Annotated in this window: 12 protein-coding genes and 1 pseudogene; 12 read left to right on the forward strand and 1 reads right to left on the reverse strand. The window is 51.6% G+C overall.

The annotated features are described in order from the left end of the window. Window positions 1-421: 421 nt before the first annotated feature. A complete protein-coding gene (locus tag KRAC_RS60775) occupies window positions 422-1,420 on the reverse strand; it encodes an SRPBCC family protein (protein WP_083814517.1) in 999 nt (332 codons plus the stop codon). A 1,135-nt stretch (window positions 1,421-2,555) separates the two neighbouring features. On the opposite strand from KRAC_RS60775, the gene KRAC_RS04725 reads away from it, so the two are divergent. From KRAC_RS04725 to KRAC_RS04780, 12 genes and pseudogenes are all read left to right on the forward strand, one after another. After that, a complete protein-coding gene (locus KRAC_RS04725) occupies window positions 2,556-3,107 on the forward strand; it encodes a hypothetical protein (protein WP_007904918.1) in 552 nt (183 codons plus the stop codon). A 606-nt stretch (window positions 3,108-3,713) separates the two neighbouring features. After that, complete coding sequence (locus KRAC_RS04730) at window positions 3,714-6,995, forward strand: chemotaxis protein CheB (protein ID WP_052567968.1); 3,282 nt, start codon at window positions 3,714-3,716, stop codon at window positions 6,993-6,995. A gap of 247 nt (window positions 6,996-7,242) precedes the next feature. After that, window positions 7,243-8,409 (forward strand): annotated as a pseudogene (locus KRAC_RS75505) (RNA-guided endonuclease InsQ/TnpB family protein). Between the two features lie 197 nt (window positions 8,410-8,606). Then, complete coding sequence (locus tag KRAC_RS04740; RefSeq protein WP_040441904.1) at window positions 8,607-9,197, forward strand: HAD family hydrolase; 591 nt, start codon at window positions 8,607-8,609, stop codon at window positions 9,195-9,197. Beyond that, complete coding sequence (locus tag KRAC_RS04745) at window positions 9,194-9,565, forward strand: cation transporting ATPase C-terminal domain-containing protein (RefSeq protein ID WP_040441905.1); 372 nt, start codon at window positions 9,194-9,196, stop codon at window positions 9,563-9,565. Before KRAC_RS04740 ends, KRAC_RS04745 begins: the two co-directional genes overlap by 4 nt. Before the next feature lie 927 nt (window positions 9,566-10,492). Next, entirely contained in the window at window positions 10,493-11,044 is a 552-nt protein-coding gene (locus tag KRAC_RS04750; RefSeq protein ID WP_040441906.1) for a hypothetical protein, read from the forward strand. Window positions 11,045-11,063: 19 nt separating this feature from the next. Then, window positions 11,064-11,891, forward strand: coding sequence for a slipin family protein (locus KRAC_RS04755; RefSeq protein ID WP_007904925.1), 828 nt, complete (start codon window positions 11,064-11,066; stop codon window positions 11,889-11,891). Window positions 11,892-12,145: 254 nt separating this feature from the next. Next, the gene (locus tag KRAC_RS04760; RefSeq protein ID WP_007904926.1) at window positions 12,146-12,880 is read left to right on the forward strand and encodes a response regulator transcription factor; all 735 of its coding nucleotides are present in this window, start codon (window positions 12,146-12,148) and stop codon (window positions 12,878-12,880) included. A gap of 678 nt (window positions 12,881-13,558) precedes the next feature. After that, complete coding sequence (locus tag KRAC_RS04765) at window positions 13,559-14,110, forward strand: hypothetical protein (RefSeq protein ID WP_007904930.1); 552 nt, start codon at window positions 13,559-13,561, stop codon at window positions 14,108-14,110. 89 nt (window positions 14,111-14,199) lie between these two features. After that, window positions 14,200-16,113 carry a PAS domain-containing sensor histidine kinase gene (locus tag KRAC_RS04770; protein WP_007904931.1) on the forward strand — a complete coding sequence of 638 codons (1,914 nt, stop codon included), beginning with the start codon at window positions 14,200-14,202 and terminating at the stop codon, window positions 16,111-16,113. A gap of 21 nt (window positions 16,114-16,134) precedes the next feature. Further along, window positions 16,135-16,932: a hypothetical protein gene (locus KRAC_RS04775; protein ID WP_040441907.1), complete on the forward strand. Its 798-nt coding sequence runs from the start codon at window positions 16,135-16,137 to the stop codon at window positions 16,930-16,932. Between the two features lie 128 nt (window positions 16,933-17,060). Beyond that, on the forward strand, window positions 17,061-18,122 hold the full coding sequence (locus KRAC_RS04780; RefSeq protein ID WP_007904933.1) for a fatty acid desaturase family protein: 1,062 nt from the start codon (window positions 17,061-17,063) through the stop codon (window positions 18,120-18,122). The last annotated feature ends 265 nt before the right edge of the window (window positions 18,123-18,387 follow it).

An 18,387-nucleotide genomic window follows, 5' to 3' on the forward strand; every position in this document is an offset into this window, starting at 1 on the left:
CTTTCTCTTTGACGTTTCCCTCTAGCAGAGCTCAGGTCGCCTGACAAGAGGAGTGAGCACTTCTATTTTTGCTCTACACCCTCCTAACAAACTCAGACGTACAAGATGACCCGTTTTTGTTCTTTTACTCCATGCCCACTCAAGCCTTTTGTCTGCATGAAGTTGACCCGTGTCTGTAGATGCTCTACAGACACGGGTCAACTTCATAAAGGGCGATTTGAAGCTCGCTCGAACAGGTTCGCCTCCTAAAAGGCACCTCACAGCCACCATAGTGAAAAGCAAAGGAAATCCCATGCGTAGAGCCGTTTTACCATCTTGACCGGGTCGTCAGGAGATAGTAGCAGGAGTGCGCTAAGAGCCTATTGATCTCTTAGCGCACTCCTGCTACTATCCGTTCGCTTTTGAACATTAGGCGTCATACTCACCTCGTCTCATCATCTAATGATCGCCCTCGAATAAGATTTTTCCACTGCGATTCAGCTTTCTCGTCTGCTACAGGCTCTGACGTTTCATCTTTCCGCGGTTTCAACGAACGTGCCGTCATTGGGCCTGCGTCATGTTGTGGAAAACGCTCATGTCTGGCATCTTGATCGCCAAAGGCCGTACGCTCCATTGAAGCGTTCCTTCCCCCTATAGTATCATGCACTGGATCCAACTCGTGTGTGATGCCTTTCTGTCCCTTTTCGCTCTCTTCCTTTGCATGTCTTTCTTGCAGATCAGACACTTTTTGTCGCTGCAGCGCCTCATCTTGCGCTCTAACCGCATCCTGCATCTGCTGCCGTTTTAGTTGTGCTCCAGCTTGCCTGACCTCGTGTTCTCGCTTTTCCTCCTCACGTTCAGATGCCACTTTTTTTTCTCTCTCTCGCAAATGCACTGGAGACATTATCGGATCATCCTTCATTGCCGCCCGTTGTCTCTCCGTCGTCTTCCCTCTTGTGAATGCGCTCTCTTGATGAAACAGGTAGTGCGATGACATTGGATCTGATGTTCCCTGAGGTGCCTCCTCTACCATTCTGGTGAAGTTCTGTATCTCCTTTTCCAGCACGGTTTGAAAATGGCTATTTATTCCCAGCCATTCTGCCATTCTCCCGACGATACCCATCGGAGGGTCATGGTGGATGAAGACATCTACTACTGTCTGCTCAGTTCCTAAGGGCGTAAACTTGATCGTACCTCTATTCTGCAACCCCTTTATCGATCGCCAGCCTACCTGCCGCTCAGGAATCCAGTTCTCATTCACAGCATCCCACTCTTGTTTTCCTGCTACCTGTACAACCCAATGGCTACGTTGAGTGTCATAGTACGTCACCTCCCGAACGGAATGCATATACTTTGGAAAATCATGAAAATGTGTAAAGAACGCATAGGCATTCTTTACTGATGTAGGTACAAGTACCGTCACATGATGCTCACCCATCATTCCCTCCCTCTCACTTTACCAACACAACAATGAGCTGCCAAAGGAGCAGGCCCTGGTCCGTTTTGGTGCCATACGCGTGCTCTGCTACAGGGCGCATCTCTTCACACTCCAGCTTTTAGACATGTAGAGGGATATAACTCTGATACCCTCCTTTTTTGTATAAAATGCGCATTTTATCTGGAACGTGTTGGGATTGCTCTCCATTTACCGATTGATGTTGAGAGGCCCGAAGAGGATGCCTCTCCAGCATGCTCTACAATTAATTTATCTTTAGTTTATAAAAAACAATACCATGTTTCTGAAATTTTGTCCACTATTATTAACCTAACGCAGATTTTTGTGGCTGGAAATGTCAATAGCTTTTCTGTTTGTGTTTTTAGTAATACTATATTTGCCATTGGGCATTATAGATCTTAGAGCAGATCATACTTTGTGCATGCATGCCTCTTCACGCTTGCTATCTGCTCTACCTGATCGAAGGTAGAAGCAACTGCCAGGATACAACCAGGAGGAAATTATTCCACAGATGAAGTGTGAGTAGTTTTCCTGGCTGAAAAATCCGAAGTCAATGTTGTTTCCTACGTTTCTGATATCCAGCCCGAATAAACCTGGCTACTTCGCTCTTTTTCTCTGGGAGATTTCTTACTAGTTGAACTTTTCATAAAAAACAATGGAATCAAAATATCATAGTTTAGATATATATTGTATTTTCCTTAGAAATAGTGTATACTAAAAGCAGCCCATAGAGCTTTTTATGAGTCAAGCCGCTCACACCATGTCCCTCGTAACTACTAACGTTCTGAGCGTTCCTCTTTCCATTCAGCAAACATGATTGCCACAATGGTCGTGTTCGCGCTCGTGCGTTTGTGCCTCCTCTCTACCTTCAGGCATATGCATCTGGAGGCAAACCATACAGGATCACATGATTATGGAACTCTTCCTCTTCCCCTTAGTGCTCTTTGTCCTCCTGATCACTCTTCTCTGGTTCAGAGAAATACAGGACCGGCGCCAACGAGCCCACTGAGAAAAAACGACACAATCTCTTCGATGACACTGTTTCAAGCGTCCGCTCCCGGTTGGCACGCCTTCAGCAGAAGAAGCGCTCCTCTGGTTTCTCGCAAGAAAGGCAACTCCTATGAGCACCATTCAAGAAACGCACCCGCCACTCAAGGCGATGAGAAACGCACAACCGAATGAGCATCCAGAAACAGTCGTGACCGCGCAAGGCGTCTCTCTATCTGTGCAGGGCACCTCTGCGAGAGAGGGTAGTGCAAGCCAAGGCAACTTCGCAGAGACGCTCATGCCGGAGAGGTATGCTCAAACGCAGCGGGTCTACCCGGCATGGCCGACATCCAGGCCCGGCCCGCAGGTTACCCACTTTCCTCCAGGGCAGAAACCGCACCCAAAGCGCACGGATCAGATGGTCTATGACTGCTATGACCAGGAGCGAGGAAGACCATGCGTTGCTCCTGCAACCCAGGTGATGCGGGAAACGAGAGCCAGAACGTACCATCCTGATGACACCTTCTTAGAGGTGATTTATGAGGCTGAGGTAACGGAACGCTGGCGTGATGATGGCAACGCCTCCGAGACCGAGGCAATAGGACATTGGCTCGACGATGGCGGCCTATCTGATGCCGCGTTTGAGATGGGAAGCCTTTCACCTCGCCACAATGTACAACGCTAACGCCATCAGGAGGCTTGCCATGATGCTCTTTGCCATGTTTGTGTTTGGTGTCATCCTGGTTCTGCTGGTGTGGCGCCACCAGAGCATACTTGGTGACGGATCAGCTTTCTGATTTATGCTTCCGTTCGCTCCTTTAGAACACGTATGATGAAGGGAGAAGATGATGATAACGGCCATCCCATTTTCTGAACAGGGGAAGCTCAAATTGTGATGTCGAAGCACTCCACTGCTAGGAGATGCTTGATTTCCAACGTCCCATCCATAAATGTGGTATGATGAGGATAATACAGCGTAACGAAATTATGCTGCCCTCCCTTTTTGCTTTTCAGCGGAGAAGGATCGTCAAACAGTCTGTTTGAGAAATATTGTGCTCTCGTGGCATTGCCTCTTCTCGTTCTCGACAAGCGTCCCGAACACCTTGACCTTTCCCCGCTCATCTTCTGGTCAGAAGCATATATGGTTGTACTCTCTTTCGCGCATAGAGAATGCAAACAAAAACACATCCAGATGTTGTCCTCCTCTCTGTAATACTTGTACGTATACCATTTTTGTATTTCATGACACCCAGGTTTTTGCATGCCCATTGAAGAGGAAAAGAGGCTGGATATGGGAGAAGATCTCAAAGGACTGGCGCTGTCTGATGAGCCTAGGGAGGCGCCCTTTCCTATTGTGGGAATCGGTGCCTCTGCTGGAGGCTTAGAAGCATTTACCCATTTGCTCTCTCACTTGCCACCAACGACAGGAATGGCCTACGTCTTTGTACAGCACCTGGACCCCATGCATCACAGCATGTTACCGGATCTGCTTGCACGCGTAACCAAGATGCCTGTGTGTGTTGTCCAGGACCTGATGCGGGTGGAAGCGGATCAGGTCTATGTCATTCCTCCAAATGTCGATCTGACGCTGGAACAAGGAACCCTGCATCTTCTGCCACGAACGCAGCACGGTGGTCAGCGCCTCACGATAGACCGCTTTTTCCGTTCGCTAGCGGCTGATCAGAAGCGTCAGGCTATCGGGGTGCTTCTTTCGGGAACGGCCACTGATGGCACCAAGGGTTTACAAGCGATTCAGGCACAAGGGGGGATGACGTTTGCTCAAAACGCGGAGTCAGCAGCGTACCCACAGATGCCTCAGCATGCGATTTCCTCCCACTGCGTGGATCGGATCCTGCCACCAGAGCAAATTGCCCTGGCGCTGCTGGCTGGTCTCGGACATCCCTCCTTCAAAACGCCCTTCTCACAGGAATCGGAGAGCTTGCTTGCTGATGAGCAGCAGGCGTTCACAACGATTCGTCTGTTGCTCAGCGCTGCTACCGGTGTGGATTTTCTCGCGTATCGGACCGCCACGCTGCAACGGCGCATCTTTCGTCGCATGGCCGTCATGCACATGAACCAATTCCTTACGTATGCGACCTATCTGAAAGACCATCCGGCTGAGACGGAAGCGTTGAGTCAGGAAGTCCTGATCCATGTCACGCGTTTTTTTCGCGATCCACCCGCCTTTGAAGCTGTCACCCGCCTGGTCTTTCCAGAAGTCGTGCAGCATCTCTTGCCAGCAGAGCCCATCAGGATCTGGGTCGTAGGCTGTTCCACGGGCGAGGAAGTGTACTCGCTCGCCATCTCGTTGTTCGAGTTTCGTGAAGCACAAGAGCTTCCATTCCCTTTTCAAATCTTTGCGACTGATCTGGATGCGGGGGCTCTCAAGCAGGCCAGGGCGGGCATCTACCAGCGAGAGACCTTACAGGCGGTATCCTCGGAGCGCTTGCAGCGCTTCTTTCTTCCTCTCGATAGGAGTAGAGGGCGCTACCAGGTCAACGAGGCCATCCGTGAACTGTGTGTCTTTGCACGACACAACATTATGCACGATCCGCCATTTTCGCGGGTAGACCTGATCAGTTGCCGCAACGTCCTCATGTATCTGATGCCTCCTGCGCAAGAGAAGGTCTTGCAAACCCTGCATTATGCCATCAAATCACATGGCTTCTTGCTGCTTGGGGCCTCAGAAAGTGTTGGTCCAGATTCCACGCTTTTTACCCGTGTGGAGCAGCACCAGAAAGTGTTTACCAAAAAAAGCTGGGCGCAACACCTCTTGCCGCCTGTTCTCAGCACAGGAGTTGAGCGTGCTACCAGACAAGAGAGCGTCAAGAAGGAGCTAAAGGAGATGATCCATGAACCTACTCTTCAACAAGAAGCTGAACGTCTACTGCTGACCACGTATGCACCGGCCAGCGTCATTCTCGATGCAGATCTGCACATCCTCCACCTGCGTGGAAACACCGGCCTCTACCTGGAGCCAAGCGCCGGGAAAGCCACCTTTCATGTGCTCAAATGGGTCCGTGAAGGGTTAAAATTGGGTCTGCGTGCAGCCATTTTTACCGCACAGAAGGAAGATCGTCCTATCACGAGAGAAGGATTACACCTGAGCAACACGAATCGCCTGGTGCAGATTACAGTCGTGCCACTCAAAACGTCTTCCCTCATCCGTGGTTTTCTCGTCCTCTTTGCAGAGGGACCGCCTCTGGCCGCGCTCGTCGCAGCACCGCTCTCCCTGAGGAAGCTCCTGGGTAGAGAAGCCGGGCGCACCACCGGTGCCACCCGAATCGCCACCCTGGAACAAGAACTGGCACAGACTCAGGTAGAGGTACAGGCCACGCTGGATGCAGACGAGAGAGCCAATGTGTCCTTGCAGGAAGCCAACGAGGAGGTCCGGTCAAACAATGAGGAACTGCAAAGCCTCAATGAAGAATTAGAGACATCCCAGGCCGAAGTACAAGCCATCAATGAAGAACTGACCAGCACGAACCAAGAACTGCAAACGCGCAATGAGCAACTGCGTGTGGCCCAGGACTATGCGGAGTCCATTGTCGAGACGGTTCGCGAACCGCTGGTCGTCCTCAATGCAGAGATGCAAGTGCAGAGTGCCAATACGGCTTTCTATGCGTTCTTTCATGTCGTTCCCCCACAGATTGCGCAACAGACGCTATGGGAACTGGGCAATGGGCAATGGGATCGTCCCCAGGTCCGAGCGCTCCTCCAGCAGGTCCGAGACACACACCACTCTTTCCAGGATATTGAGGTCGAACACGACTTTCCCACCATTGGGCGCAGGATCATGCTGCTCAGCGGTCGCGCTATCGTCAGCGAACGAAAAGGCGTCAGGGATCATTTGATCCTGCTGGCGATGGAGGATATCACTGCACGCAAGGAGCTCGAGCGGCAGAAAGAGACGTTCCTTGGCATGGTCAGCCATGAACTCAAAACGCCCCTCACCAGTGCGAAGGGCTTCGTCCAACTGCTCCAACGGCGTCTGAGCAAAGCGGGAGATGAGCACATGGCACCCGAGCTTGAGCAGGTCGATAGAAGCCTGGAGAAGCTATCGCGCTTGATCAGCAGTTTGCTCGATGCCAACGCGTTGGAAACAGGCATGCTCTCCATCCACGCAAGCGTCTTTGCGGTGGATGATCTGGTACGAGAGATGGTCAAGGAACAAAAACAGCTCTGGCCTCATCGCCTCTTTCTTGAAAGTACCATCCAGATACGGGCTTACGCTGATCGAGAACGTAGCGGGCAAGTCTTACAGAACCTGCTCAGCAATGCATTGAAATATTCTCCTGTGGCTGACCCAGTGTGGGTGAGCGTCTCAGTCGATGACGATATGATTCGGTTGAGCGTGCAGAACCGGGGCAAAGGTATTCCCCAGGACCAGCACGCCAGGATCTTTGAGCGCTTCGTTCGGGGTGCTCAACCCGAACAGAACACAGTGAAAGGTATGGGACTGGGGCTCTATATTGCCGCACAGATCGTGACGCAGCAGGGAGGGCGGATCTGGGTGGAAAGTACCCTCAACGAGGGAGTAACGTTCTTCTTTACCCTTCCTCTGGCGGCCTAAGTGCAGTCAAGCAACTTTTTTGGCATTGGCTACCCTTGATAAACGGGACTCATACCGAAAACTTTGCGTGATTGTACTTAATGCACTTCCACTCAACCTTTTAGGAAAAGAGAATGCAACTGTTTCCAAAAAAGTGGGAAAAAGGGATCAACCGTGGGCAAGACGCCACGCTTTCGGGCTTCTTGACAGATGAGAACGTTTGTCCTATACTAAAGAAAATATGAGGCAAGAGAAAGAGCAGAACCGCATGATTCGCGCCCATAAGATCAGACTACGTCCCACACCTGAGCAGGCCAACTCCTTTGCTCGTGCCGCAGGCGTTGCTCGCTTTGTGTGGAATTGGGCGCTGGCCGAATGGAACCGCCAATATGAAGCCGGGGAAAAACCCACTGCTTTGAAACTCAAGAAGCAGTTCAACCAGATCAGGCGGGAGCAATTCCCCTGGACCTGGGAAGTCACCAAGAACGCTTCTGATCAGCCCTTCCTGGACCTGGGCAAAGCCTTTACGACCTTTTTTGAAGGCAAGGCTCGCCCTCCGAAATACAAAAGCAAGAAACGCAGGAAGCCGAGTTTCTACCTTGCCAATGATCAGTTGACACTCGGGGATCATCGCCTCTGGGTGCCCAAACTCGGATGAGTGAATATGGCAGAGAATCTGCGCTTTCACGGCAAGGTGACGGGCGCGCGGATCACGCGCGTCAGCGGATTGGTGGTTTGTTTCCATCCAGGTAGAAATGCCTGATCCCATCCCGGTGAAGAAACGAGCGGCCTGTGGCATCGATGTCGGACTGAACCGACTGGCGACCTTGAGTACGGGAGAGAACGTCGAGAACCAAGCCTTTCTCAAAACGGCCCTGGGGAAACTGCGTCAGGCCAACAAACGCTTGCATCGTCGCAAACGTGGATCCCGCGAATCGGGAGAAAGCGCGCAGACAGGTCACACGCGTGCACTACCGCATTACCTGTCTGAGAGATGATGTGCTCCACACGTTGACCACCCAACTCGCTGAGAGTTATGGGATCATTGGCGTGGAAACCTTGTACCTCAAGGGATTCCTCAAGAACCGACGCCTGGCGCGCTTGTTCTCTGATGCCTCGCTCGGCACGCTCAGACGGCTGCTTGAGGCGAAGGTAGCCCAACGCGGGGGACAGGTCATCAAAGTGGACCGCTTCTTTCCCGGAAGTCAAAACCTGTCACTGCTGCGGGTGGACATGGCAGCAGATGACGCTCAACGATCGGGTGTTTGTCTGTCAAAACCCAACCTGTCCCTATGATCAGTTCCCGCAAGATCGTGATCACAATGCGGCTCAGAATGTGTTACGGGAAGCCCTTCGCTTGATCGGGCTGATGGATCAAGTCGTCTTCGGTACTGGCTCGGACGAGACGGAAAAGACGCCTGTGGACTTGGGGTAAGACCAATGGGCTTCGGCTTTGCGGCTCCTGGGAGTGAAGCAGGAACAACGAAAGATGGAAGAAAACGATGCATGCATACGTTTTCCTACATTAATCGGAGCAGAGAACAAGGGGATACCCCTTAAACCCCGCCAGGGGGAATTCCCCCTGGGCCCCCTTTCCCAATCGACACCCTGTGTCGCGATAAGACAGGGACGTTGACCAACGGCGAAACGAACCTCGAAGGCTATCTTGATCTCTCGGAGAAAGCATCTGAGCGCGTGCTGCTGTTTGGCTCCTTGAACAGTACCTACCAGACCGGGATCAAAAGTCCCCTCGATGAAGCTATTGTACGCCATGGCACTGTTGATATGAGTGGCTATACCAAAGTTGGCGAGATCCCCTTTGATTTTGAACGGCGCTGCCTCTCGGTGGTCATACGACACGAGCATGAGAATCTCTTGATCATCAAAGGTGCTCCCGAGAGTGTTCTGGCGCGTTGCACTGCCTATGAAAGCAATGGTGAAAGCAAGCCATTGGATGATGGGAGTGATGAGGAGCGCACAACCTACGTGAACAGGTATCGTGATCTCAGTTCGCAGGGATACCGTGTGCTCGCTGTCGCCTATCGCACACTCTCGCCACAAGAAACGTATCGGAAAACGGACGAGCAGTCTCTGGTGCTGCTCGGCTTCCTGACCTTTGCCGATCCGCCCAAGGCGGATGTTGCCCAGGTTCTCCAGGCACTCAAGAGTGATGGGGTGCAGGTCAAGATCGTGACGGGTGATAATGAATTGGTCATTTTATGATCTTCATTGGACCAGTCAGCTCGATCTTCGATTTCCTGACCTTCTTCATCATGTTACGGATCTTCAATGCTGGAGCAGTACTCTTCCATACTGGCTGGTTCGTGGAGTCGCTTGCGACTCAGACACTGGTCCTCTTTAGTATTCGCACAGCAGGCAATCCGCTACACAGTCGCCCCAGTCTCCCGCTCACGCTGACGACGCTCCTGATTGTCTTGGTTGGCTTTGTGCTCCCCTACACGCCACTTGCCGGACCACTTGGTTTCACACCATTGCCCGCCCTCTACTTTCTCTTCCTGGCAGGGATGATTATGAGCTACTTGCTCCTCGTGGAGTTGGTCAAGCGCCGCTTGATGCGACGGTATGCATGAGGAGTTTTCACCAAATTAGGGTAACGTCTTTTGGAGTTGCCCCAAAAGGACCGCAGTATTGTTCTTGAGCAAAGGGATAGGAATGAAGAATGATCCCTACTCTCTTTCGTTCACCGCTCATAGGTTGCCGTGAGCCATATACGCCCGAAGATATCTCGTCCCGCTACTGTACAAGAGACCAGTCGCCAGCCTCGTTCTGTGTGACGTTTCAAGTCATGTTCATACTTCTGATACGATGAATGAAACAGGCCGGGTCTATAACTCTTTACTTCTTGCTGTGATATGGCAGGTTGTGACATTGCTTTTTCCTTCTCACCCGTGAGCAATTTCTTCTGAACTCTACCGTTGTCGTTAAATAGATATCCTTCTAACTTCCCGCTTCATAGCTCCATTCTATCTTATTCGTCTGCCCAGGATCTGGGGATATTCTATTTAATAGTTGAATTTTTTATAAAAAGCAATGAAATCAAAAATATCATAGTTTGGATATATATTGTATTTACATCAGAAATAGTGTATACTAAAAGTAAGCCCATAGAGCTTTTTATGAGTCAAGCCGCTCACACCATGTCCCTCGTAACTACTAACGTTCTGAGCGTTCCTCTCTCCATTCAGCAGACATGATTGCCATAATGGTCGCGTTCGCGCTCTCGCGTTTGTGCCTCCTCTCTACCTTCAGGCATATGCATCTGGAGGCAAACCATACAGGATCACATGATTATGCGACTCTTCATTCTCCCCTTGCTCCTCTTCGTCCTCCTAGTGTATCTTCTCTGGTTCAGGGAAATACAGGACCGGCGCCAACGAGCCCACCAAGGGATAGCGACACCATCTCTTCGATAACACAGTTTCAAGCGTCTGCTCCAGGTTGATATGCCTTCAGCAGAAGAAGCGCTCCTCTGGTTTCTCGCAAGAAAGGCAACTCCTATGAGCACCATTCAAGAAACACATTCACCACTCAAGGTGGTGAGAGACTCACCACCGGATGAGCATACAGAAACAGTCGTGACCGCGCAAGGCGTCTCTCCATCTGGGCAGAGCTCCTCTGCAAGAGAAGATATTGCAAGCCAAGGCAACTTCGCAGAGACGACCATGCCGGAGAGACATGCTCAAACTCCGTATGTCTACCCGGCATGGCCGACATCTAAGCCTGGCCCGCAGGTCACCCCCCTTCCTCCAGGGCAGAGACCGCACCCAAAGCGCACTGATCAGATGGTCTATGACTGCTATGACCAGGAACGAGGAAGACCATGCGTTGCTCCTGCAACCCAGGTGATGCGGAAAACGAGAGCCAGAACGTACCGTCCTGATGACACCTTCTTAGAGGTGATCTCTGAGGCTGAGGTAACGGAACGCCGGCGTGATGATGGCAACGCCTCCGAGACCGAGGCAATAGGGCGTTGGCTCGACGATGGCGGCACATCTGATGCCGCGTTTGAGATGGGAAGCTTTTCACCTCACCACAATGTACAACGCTAACGCCATCAGGAGGCTTGTCATGAATCTTTTTGCCATGTTTGTGTTTGGTGTCATCGTGGCTCTGCTAGTGTGGGTCGCGTTTTCTGCGATTCGCGTGGTGCAGCAGTATGAGCGTGGCGTGGTTTTCGTGTTGGGACGTTTAATCGGAGCAAAGGGTCCCGGGCTCTTCTTCGTTCCCCCGCTCATTTCACGCGTGAGTAAGGTCGACTTGCGAATTATCACGCTGACCGTCCCCCCGCAAGAGGTCATCACCCGTGATAATGTCACGATCAAGGTGACGGCGGTCCTCTACTTCTACGTCGTCGATCCCATTGCGGCTATCGTCAATGTGATGGACTTTAACCAGGCAACCACACAGATTGGTCAAACGACCTTGCGCAACGTCCTCGGTCAATCGGAACTGGATGAGCTATTGGCGCAGCGCAACAAGGTCAACCGTGATTTGCAAACCATTATTGACGAGCAGACGGAGGGATGGGGAGTAAAAGTGACCGCAGTTGAGATCAAGGATATTGAGTTACCTGTTACGATGCAGCGTGCCATGGCCAAGCAGGCGGAGGCAGAGCGCGAGAAGCGCGCGAAGGTGATTCATGCTCAGGGAGAATTACAGGCCTCGACCCAGTTGGCTCAAGCCGCCGAAATTCTTGGCTCACAGCCTGCCGCGCTACAACTACGCTACCTGCAAACGCTGACAGAGGTCGCGGTGGAGAAGAATTCGACGATTATCTTCCCGCTGCCGATCGACCTGATTGAACCGATGTTAAAGATGACGCACCAGAAGGCGGACGTGGCAGTACGTGAGCCACCCAACGATGTTCCTCTGAAGGAGTTCTCTCTCCCGCATTAGATGACTGCTGGAAGTTGTCGTTGTCATGGAAGCAACGCCTCTCAGGTGCTGTGATGGGTGTGCGGTGAACGTGCATGTTTTGACTCTATTGAGAACGATACAGGGGTATCGTTTCAAGCAAAGGACGAGATCATGAGAGTTGCAAAACTTCTTCTGGGAGCTACTCTTACCCCAAGAGGCCTTCTTGTAGGGCTGATTGTGGGGTTGGTCGCTAGCTTTCTTGTGAGCCGGCTGATAGATAGGGAGCAGACCAGATGAAAATACTGGTTATTGATAGTGACTGTGATTTGGTGGAAATGCTCGTAAGTTGGCTCAAAACACTTGGATATAAAGTCTATTGGGCGTATACTTGCGAGCAAGCGAAGAGTGAATGGTTGGAGCAGCAGCCAGACCTCGTCATTGTGGATCCAGTACTAAAAGGCGTCGATATCCTGGGTATGTGTGAGGATCTACGTACGAAGCATGATACGCTTGTTTTGGTGATCACAGAGGGCAAAAATGTGCAGGATGAAATACGATGTTTGGAGTCAGGGGTCGATGATTATCTACGCAAACCGTTCTTCCCTTCACAATTACTGGCACGTATTCGGGCTGTAAGTCGACGCGCGCGTTCAACATTGGAGCGTCGCCCTTCTTCGGTGTTAACGGTCGGACCTGTGTGTATTGATTCGCTGCATAATGAAGCGAGAATTCGTGGAAAAACTGTGCATTTGACGCCGACAGAGAGTAAGCTACTCCATCTGCTCGCTATGAATGCCAATGATGTTTGCACTGCCAATCAAATCGTAACCCATGTATGGGGATATGATGGCGATGGTGATACCTGTCTGGTCAAAGCACATATACGCCATCTCCGCCAGAAAGTGGAACTTGATCCGAGTAACCCACACTCTATTCTCACCGTGACTGGCGTTGGCTATACGTTGATACGCCCTAAAGAAGAACAACAGAAGGTGAAAGAAATTGGTCGGCCAGTGCGTGTCGGCTGAGTGTAACCTGGTGGGTCAGCTAGCAATTGAGCAACAGTAGGGAGGCAGAGATGATAGAGAATGAGGGGAGAGAAAGAAGGAAAAGAGCAATGGCTCGCCCCCAGAAATATCCCCTGCCCCCCTTGAGCGAGCAGGAAGAGCGTGAATTGCGTCTTCATATCCCCAGATCCTGGGGATATTCTATTTAATAGTTGAACTTTTCATAAAAAGCAATGAAATCAAAATATCATAGCTTAGATATATATTTGTATTTTTCTCAGAAATAGTGTATACTAAAAGTAGCTCATAGATCTTTTCTTGAGTCAAGCCTCTCACACCATGTCCCTCGTAACTACCAACGTTCTGAGCGCTCTTCTCCCCACTCAGCAGACATGATTGCCATAATGGTCGCGTTCGCGCTCTCGCGTTTGTGCCTCCTCTCTACCTTCAGGCATATGCATCTGGAGGCAAACCATACAGGATCACATGATTATGGAACTCTTCCTCTTCCCCTTAGTGCTCTTTGTCCTCCTGATCACTCTTCTCTGGTTCAGAGAAATACAGGACCGGCGCCAACGAGCCCACTGAGAAAAAACGACACAATCTCTTCGATGACACTGTTTCAAGCGTCCGCTCCCGGTTGACACGCCTTCAACCAAAGAAGCGCTCCTCTGGTTTCTCGCAAGAAAGGCAACTCCTATGAGCACCATTCAAGAAACACACCCGCCACTCAAGGCGATGAGAAACGCACAACCAGATGAGCATCCAGAAACAGTCGTGATCGTTCAAGGCGTCTCTCCATCTGGGCAGAGCTCCTCTGCAAGAGAAGACAGTGCAAGCCAAGGCAACTTCGCAGAGACGACCATGCCGGAGAGACATGCTCAAACTCCGTATGTCTACCCGGCATGGCCGACATCTAAGCTCGGCCCGCCGGTCACCCCCCTTCCTCCAGGGCAGAGACCGCACCCAACGCGCACTGATCAGATGGTCTATGACTGCTATGACCAGGAGCGAGGAAGACCATGCGTTGCTCCTGCAACCCAGGTGATGCGGAAAACGAGAGCCGGAACGTACCGTCCTGATGACACCTTCTTGGAGGTGATTTCTGAGGCTGAGGTAACGGAATGCTGGCGTGATGATGGCAACGCCTCCGAGACCGAGGCAATAGGACATTGGCTCGACGATGGCGGCGCATCTGATGCCGCGTTTGAGATGGGAAGCCTTTCACCTCGCCACAATGTACAACTCTAACGCCTCTCAGGTGCTGCCACGAGTGTGCCTCGAAAGAGCCTCTTTCTGGCAGCTCCCAGGTGTGAGCTGCGAAGAAAGAAGAGCTTGTTATGGAAGAAGCAATCGTTAGAACGGTATTGGTAACGCAGAAACTCGAAGCGTTTGAGCGGCTACAATCCGAATTTGAGGCAAGTCTTGACTTCATTCAGGACGTACATGGGCAGCGGCGCTTCTCAGCATTTTCTGTTGCTGAAACTGTCCACTATCTTCATGCCCTCTGGATCTGTGCATGTAAAGACCACCTCCTGAATGTCTCGACGCACAGCCGACGATATGAGGGGAACATGTGCTTAGGTCTCTTACAGGGTTGGCAGGAGGGAAAGACAGCTGCGGTGGTGGCATTCCTCGAGCGAAAATTGGATGGGCTCGCTTTTGTTGGTCTCACGCGCAAAATCGAGAAGGCTGCAACTGTTCTTCCTCCTCATGAGGATCTGGCACAGCGCCTTGCCCATGGTCGTCTCGTCTTGCTGAATCGGAGAATGAACTTGCTGCGAGCCTTGGACGCCATTTTCGTGCTGTCAGAGCATGATTTGTTGCAGGAAGTGCATGCTGCCAGTGTGTACTATGGGCATACCCCTCAGCAAATTGAGCAACAACGCGCCCAACAAGACGATGTTCGTTCCTCTTCTGTCCTCCATCCGCTCCTGGCACAACGGAACATGGTGGTGATGAATACAATTGGTATCCATGTCATAGCGCAGCAAGCCGCTAGAGGAAGAGCGCGTTTTTGGAGGGTTGTAACACCAACGGACCCTTCGCGTCCCTTTGCTGAGTATCTTATGAGAACATATCAGGAACAGACGTCACGCTCGCAGAACGTCCAGGTGCAGGGAGATCTCCTTGCGCAAGCCCACGATGCTATCATCATCCATAGCCCAGACGACCGTATTCTCGTCTGGAACCAGGGGGCGACTGCGCTCTATGGATGGACCGAGCAGGAAGCTATTGGGAAGGATATCCACACCCTTTTGCAGACCTGCTTTTACGCTTCGCGTGAGGCGGTCGCTCTCGTCCTGGCCACACGTGGACACTGGCAAGGGCAACTCACCCAGACATCGCGTGATGGGAAACGCTTGATCGTGGAGAGCCGCCAGATCTTCGTGCCTGCGAAGGCTGGTCAAGCAGCGGTCATCGTGGAGATGAATCAGGATGTTACCGAGCGTGAACAGTTCCTGCAAGAACAAGCCGAAGCGAAGGCACGTGAGTTAGCCTTGCAGGAAACAGCACGCCAGATGGATGCGTTTCTTGGTATCGCCAGCCATGAACTCAAAACACCATTAACCTCCATGAAAGGGAATCTTCAACTCGCACAACTCCAGCTCACACACCTTCAACAACCGGAAACAACGTTCGACGAGACCATGGCCCAGGCCCTTACCACGGCTCGGAGCTTGCTTGATCGTGTCGAGCGCCAGATCAAGAGGCAAAATCGATTGGTCAATGATCTTCTTGATATCTCGCGTATCCAGACGAACCAATTCACCCTGCAGCGTACCCGGTGCGACCTGGTCAGGATTGTTTGCGAGGTGATTGAAGATCAGCGCATCCTTGCCCCTACGCGTACGATTCGCTGGCATACCCTGCTTCCCCAGGCAGAGGTATGGGCCGACGCAGACCGTGTTGGACAGGTGGTCAACAACTTTCTCTCCAATGCGCTCAAGTACTCTGAAGCCGGCACGCCGATAGATGTTCACTTGGAGCAAGAAGAAACAATGGTACGCGTATCAGTGCATAATCAGGGGCCAGGTCTCTCTGAAACACAACAGCAGCAGGTCTGGGAAAAATTTTATCGGATAGAAGAGATTGAGGCGAAAAGTGGATCAGGGATGGGCCTGGGCTTAGGTCTCTATATCAGCCAAACACTTATTGAGCGCCATGGCGGTCGGATAGGCGTCGAAAGCACTCCTGGAGAGGGATCAACTTTCTGGTTTACGCTTCCGTTCGCTCCTTTAGAACACATATAATGAAGAGAGAAGATGATGATAATGACTACCCCATTTTCTGAACAGCAGAGCGAACAATGGCTTCTTGAGAGGACATATCATGCACAATTGCGCGATGGTCGCGAGCTTTCTGTTCCCGACTTCACATGGGCCATGAAGCAGCTCACTGATGTCGACGTTCCTCTTTTGTCGCAGTCCTGGAAATCAAAGCTACCAGAGCAGTTGCCTGCCAAGAAGAGTACCAACGTTTCCATCCCAATCTCCACCTGGATGGAAACCTCACCAGAAGAAGCACATATCAGCTACCAGGCAGGAAATCCTGTTCTGCTCTATGGCGAGCATCGGTGGGAGCATTTGAAAGCAGCCTCTGAGACATGGAGGCCAAATAGAAACGTGTACACTCTCATTTATGGAAACGCCAAAGTAATGCCGGAGGTCGTCTCTGGGGTTGAATATGCCGTCTGCTATCTCGACCCCAAACGAGGCCATGCTACCAATGCTTCCTGGAGAGCCTGGTTCCCTTCGGACGTTGCCGCGCTTCTCAATGGCAGCACGCACAGTAATATTCTCTTCCTTCGCCCTTGTATGCAGTTTCCCTCTACGACCCATTACACCGTGATTACTGCTGATGGGCAAGTCCATGAGTATTCAGACAGGGCCAAGGCAATACAGGGGTATGCTCTCCTGGTATCACAGGAGGCGCATGACCGGAGTGATCTCCACAGCATCTTCCCCCAATTCTGCTACTATCATGAGATCATATGTCCAGATGGTGTCTACCGCATCGAATTTTTTGGACCTCGAATGAATGAGCAGGGATACAAAGCCCATAAGGGATGAGCTTCCGCAGAATGAACAGCTCTTCCCAAAGAGCACGACATGCTAGCAGCAATGCTACGCTCTCTATTGGTGTCCCCTATGCCCTGGAACTCAGGAAGCATTCCATACGAGAATCGAGGACAATTACCATGCACCAGACACTCTCTCCCTCGCATATGTCACCACTGACGTCTTCCTCCCAGGAGACAACCCAGGGAACGTATGCTGAATTAAAACACGTGTTGAAGCAACGAGGGTTGCTGGAGAAGCAGCCAACGTACTACATCTACCGGATTGCACTGCTCTGCGCTATGTTTGGACTTGGTGTGCTCTTCCTCCTCTTGGTCCACGTCTGGTGGCTCCAACTACTCAATGCCACCTACCTGGCGTTTGTCTGGACGCAGATTGGCTTACTGAGCCATGAAGCCGGACATCGGCAGATGTTTCATCACGCCTGGCAACACGACCTCGTGAGCCTCATCGGGGGAGATTTACTGATTGGCATGAGTTATGGGTGGTGGCTTGAGAAGCATAATGCACACCATAGCCATCCCAATCAAGTAGACACCGATCCCGACCTTGCGATCCCTCTCCTCGATTTTACTGGCACAGCCGACCTTGCTAAGATGGGGAGGGTCAGGCAAATACTCGTGAAATACCAGGCATGGCTCTTCCTTCCCGCATTGCTGACGGTCGCTATAGGACTTCAGTATAATAGTTTTACCTTCCTACTGCACAAGAAGGCGAGATATTATGCGCTCGAATGGGTTCTGATGCTTGCACACGTTGTGGTCTACCTGGCCTGCGTGTTCATACTGCTCCCGTTCTGGCCGGCCTTTCTTTTCGTAGTGGTGCATCAGGCTCTCACCGGGCTTTATCTCGGAGCGATTTTCGCGCCCAATCATAAAGGGATGCCAGTGCTTGAGAAAGAGAGTGCCATGGATTTCCTGCACCGGCAGGTGCTGACGGCTCGCAATATCCATGCCCATCCCGTGACCGATTTTTGCTATGGGGGCTTAAATTATCAGATTGAGCATCATTTATTCCCGAGTATGGCTCGTAACCAGTTGAAGGCAGCCCAACCTATTGTCAAGGAATTTTGTCAGGCATATGCCATTGCCTATCATGAGACAAGTGTCTGGCAATCCTTGACAGAGATCTTGAGCCATTTACATCAAATTGGTACTCCGCTGCGACGGATAACGGCTTAAGAGAAGAGGAAGCCAGGAGGAAGCTGATGCCGGTGAACGCTGGGGATACCTCGTCCAAGATCGCCCCAGCCGCTTCATCGCCGCCTGCGCCACTGGACGCATCGGCGACAATCTCGTCGAGCGAGCGGTCACCCCCACCGTAGCATGCAGGCCCATCCGTTGAACTGGTGTCGCGATGGCTGGTCGGCTCCTTGCCCAGAAAGCGGGTATACTTAAAGGAGTTCATACAACTTTGCATGGACTCCCCCTCATCAGCAACATCTGC

The sequence above is a fragment of the Ktedonobacter racemifer DSM 44963 genome, from assembly GCF_000178855.1.
In the GTDB taxonomy this organism is placed as follows: Bacteria; Chloroflexota; Ktedonobacteria; order Ktedonobacterales; family Ktedonobacteraceae; genus Ktedonobacter; species Ktedonobacter racemifer.